This window comes from Pseudoalteromonas sp. bablab_jr011 (genome assembly GCF_016464045.1).
Taxonomy (GTDB): Bacteria; Pseudomonadota; Gammaproteobacteria; order Enterobacterales; family Alteromonadaceae; genus Pseudoalteromonas; species Pseudoalteromonas lipolytica.
The window spans coordinates 1-4407 of record NZ_JACDWU010000076.1 but is presented as its reverse complement, the minus strand read 5'-3'; the positions used below and the strand labels follow the sequence as shown (position 1 = coordinate 4407).

1 protein-coding gene is annotated in these 4407 nt (G+C 37.5%); it reads right to left on the bottom strand.

Annotated elements, in window-relative coordinates:
* Positions 1–97 precede the first annotated feature (97 nt).
* Complete coding sequence (locus JIG41_RS01945) at positions 98–3874, bottom strand: ATP-binding protein (protein ID WP_312000473.1); 3777 nt, start codon at positions 3872–3874, stop codon at positions 98–100.
* Positions 3875–4407 lie beyond the last annotated feature (533 nt).

The following is a 4407-nucleotide window of genomic DNA, read 5'->3' as shown; positions in this document are numbered from 1 at the left end:
GGTATCTTTGCCCTTCGATCAACTGCTTGTAACTCATGGTATCTACTCTTGTTTTTTGGCGATTACAGAGTACCACCAACAGGCAGTTGATCTCTTCTCACCGTTTAACCATGAGTGGTGCACTTATTATCTGAATTCGGGCCTCAATAAACTCGGCTAAACGATTATATAACTCGTTAAGTTTATATGGCTTAAATAACACACTGTTCATACCTGCATCTAACGCTTTATTTAGGCACTCTTGTGAATCGTCAGCAGTAAAACCAATTATCGGTAAATACTTAAACTTTTCTTTATCGCGTAACTGTTTAGCTAATTTAAAGCCATCTAAATGAGGCATATGACAGTCAGTTAGTAATACATCAAAATTATCATTTTCTAGGGCTTTTAATGCGGCTAAACCGTCTTCAACCATCACGGCTTTTATGCCTAATTTTTGACACTGTTTTTCTAAAAGAAGCTGATTAGTTTTATTATCTTCTGCAATTAGAATCTGTCCATGCAACGCAGTTGTGAGGCTGTGTGGTAATACGTCAACACCACAATGAACATTGTTAACCAGCTCTCTGAGTAAATCGGGATAAAGAGGATCAACAAGTAAAATATGGCAACTACATTTTGCGGGAGTTTGAGTATCATTAGCGCTGGCCACGATGATGTATTTATTCTCAATATTACAAATATTCTTTTGCCAGTTTTTACCCCAACGCTCAATGGCATACTTTTCATCAATAATCATATTATCAACTTGCTGAAATACGTTAGCATCTAAAGGATGGCTGAGTTGATTATGTTTAACTCCCATGCTTGCTAAATTATTCAGTAATAAATGATTCTGAGTACACACAGACCAATAAACAGAACTCACTGCTAAATCAGGTTTAGCGACTTTAGTCAAAGGAACCGAAATAAATACATTCGTACCTTTTCCAAATGTACTGGAAATATTAATTTCACCTTTCATCGCTTCTATTAATTGCTTAGCAAGTGTTAAACCGAGCCCTGTGCCGCCATAACGACGCTCTGTCGAGTTATCAGCTTGCTCAAAGGGTTTAAAAGTATGCGCAAGTTGCTGGGCAGTCATTCCTGCGCCGGTGTCGGATATCTCAATCTTCAAGGTCTGTTTTTCAAATAAAACATCGCAGCTAATCGCGCCTTTCTCAGTAAACTTAACGGCATTATTTAAAATATTAGACAAAACTTGCAGTAAATGACTTACATCTATACGCGCTTGAGTAAAAGCAGCTGTTCGCCACGTTAAACGGAATTCGAGACCTTTTTGTTTTGCTAAATATTCATGCGCCCTTAAAACACGGCACAGGTGGGACTCGAGATCTACATCTTGGCAGTCGATTTCAATTTTACCTGAGCTTGTATTTGCAAAATATAAAATGTCATCAACCAAGTTACGTAATTTCGAAATCGCACTGTCAATATGTTCTACGAGGTAGAACTGCTCTTCATCTAAATAAGAAGCCCGCAGTAATTCAATAAAACCATTAATGCCAGATATGGGGGTTCTTAACTCGTGACTCATGGTCGCGATGAATCGGCTTTTAGCTAAATCGGCCTGATGAGCCAGTTGATTTGCTTTACTTAAATCTGCTTGCTGACGCTTGAGTAAACTAATATCAAGCAATATACCATTCCAGCGAACGCCTTGAAGTTGATCATCAGAATTTTTTTCGCCTGTCGCAATGTAACGACACCATATTTTCTGCCCTAAGTTATTAACCCTAAACTCAATATCAATCATTGAGTTACGCTTTGCCGCTCGCTTAAAACTCTTCGCAATTTTTACTCTGTCTTCATCAAAAATAAGCGGTGAAATACACCCTGTCATACCGCGTTGGTTAATGGTTCGAGATGTAATCCCTAAAAGGCTTTGCGCTCCTTTACTTATGTAAGTATAAAACCCCTCACCATTGTCATAGTATTCATATTGAAATACCCCGCCGGGTATCGTATCAGTGATCGTCTTTAATAATTTTTGAACAGATTCATTTTCTCGCTGCAGATTATTATGCTCTGTGACATCAGTTATCACAGTCATGATCCCTGCGATATGGCCGTCAATCCCCAAAAAAGGCTTCTTTGTATAAAGCAATTCGAGTGGTTTACCCAGACGATTGGTGAAGCGGATATGTTGATTAATTATTTTACCCGAAGTAAGGCTTTGCTTATTTTGATCTAATAATTCTTTAACGACTGCAAGATCACTGCGCAAAAATTGCTGCTCGTCATCCCAAAGATGCGCGAAATTATCTTTATACGCTTTATTCCACATGATGCGTTTTTGGTCTTGATCCTGAATAACAACCATCGTGGGTAAATCATCAATTAACTTTTGCGTAAAATTAAGCTTACTCAGTGCAGCCTGTTCTGATTGCTTACGACTCGCTATTTCCCTATTTATATTGAGACGCCGATTGATAAAGTAAGTCAGTGATAAAACAACTAAAATCAACACCAAAATTGCAGTGATATTGACCGTTTTTTTATCATAACCACGCTCTATATTAAAAATACCATGACGATTTACTACATGGCTAAAATCATTACTGGTTAAGGTTTTAAATAAACTGTCTAGCAACGTTGTTAATTCAGAAAAGTGCCTATTAATTAAAAAATAAATTGGCTGTGTATATCGATATTTAGGGTTGATATAAAACTCACCAATATAAAACTGGTTTAGCTGATACGCTGCAATGCTCTGCGGTAGCATAGCCGCATCAACAGCATCATTTCGTAGTGCATAGAAAAGCGTTTGAATTGAGTCAAATGACACGGTTTCGATAGGCTCGCTACCAACTAATTTTTCTTTAGGATCTGCAAACGCCTCAATATAACCAATACGGCGAATTTTACTCGCACGCTTAGAAACCAATACCATTTCGAAGCTATAATGTGAGGGTAACGCAATTAATATTCCTTCATCTATTTTGTCAGGTGTCATCGATGGAATGATATCGATTTTATTTGCAAGAAATAGCTTTTCTAACTCTTTACTATTTGCAGCGGGTATATATTTAAACTGTATGCCACTTCTCTGTGAGAGCAATGCAAGAGTATCATTTAAATACCCAGTAGCTTCGCCTGTTTTACTGGTTGAATTAACGGGGTATAAACCATCAATAAACGAGAATGTGAGTAAATAGTTAGTACTCTGCTGTGCATCAATACGGTTAAAATCACGCTTGAATTTACTGTATGCCTTTGCAGCGATGTATTCTTCACTGGCAGAACTTTCCCACAGCTGTTTAGTTGCAGGTGAAATAGAGGCGAGTACCGAGTTAACTTGATTTCGTAATGCGGTTTCCTCTTTATTAAACATGACGTGAAGGGTTTCACTCTCGAGCCAAATAGGACTAACAACCTTTAAGTTATTTTTAGAGTGATTTTTTAATTGGTGAGACAACACTGAATAGTCCCCCATAAACGCGTCAAACGTACCATCAGCAACCTTGTCTATCGCATCTTCAGGTTGAATAAATCGGTTTATGAATAAAGCACCATTTTCGGCTAAATACTCACAGTGTGAGCTCCCCGTTATACATAGCCAACGCAGACTCGCTAAATTCTTTAATGCATCATTAGCAATAGACTGGTTTGCAACAATGCCCCGTGGGGCTTCCATAAATGCGGAAGAGAATAAAAAATGCTTTTTACGTTGCTGGGTTTTATTAAGACCCACAGTAAAATTAATTTCGCCCGCCTGAAGCGCATCTAACAGTAAATCGAGACTGTCGTATACATGATACTCTAATTCAGCATCTGCTAATCGCGCAATCTCATTACTGTAACCAACGATGACCCCCGAAAACCGGCCATTTTCATCACGTGTATGATAAGGAAAGAAGTTATAATTAACGATACCTGCTTTGAGCTGCTTTGCATATGCACAACTTGAAAGGAAAGCAAATGTTAACGCAATGAAAAATAAGAATAGCTTATTCAGAATGATGCCAATAAGAAGGTTAAAATTTGTTACATTTTAGCAGTGTAAATTAAATACAACAATTCAGAAATCCCCACTGCTTAGATTTCTTTACGGCAAAGGCTATTTAAAAACCCTAACAACAACTTTACGTGTATCACTTAAGCTAACTCGTTTTAACGTGTGAACAACACCACTCTAATTCACCTTAGTTCAAATACAGTTTATAAGGTGATAAAAAATCATGGTTTATGCCAGGCATAAGCAAGCTGTAAACAGCAAAAATACTTCACCTAAATGACGATGGATATTTGACTACCATCAAATTTAATAACGAAAAAAGCCACTCATTGAGTGGCTTTTAAATTCGTTAATTAAGCAGATTAGAACTTAATTGTAGCACGTACATAAACAAAGCGATCCATGTTAACGTCATACTCTGTTACAGAGAAGTTGTTAGTAGAGATTGC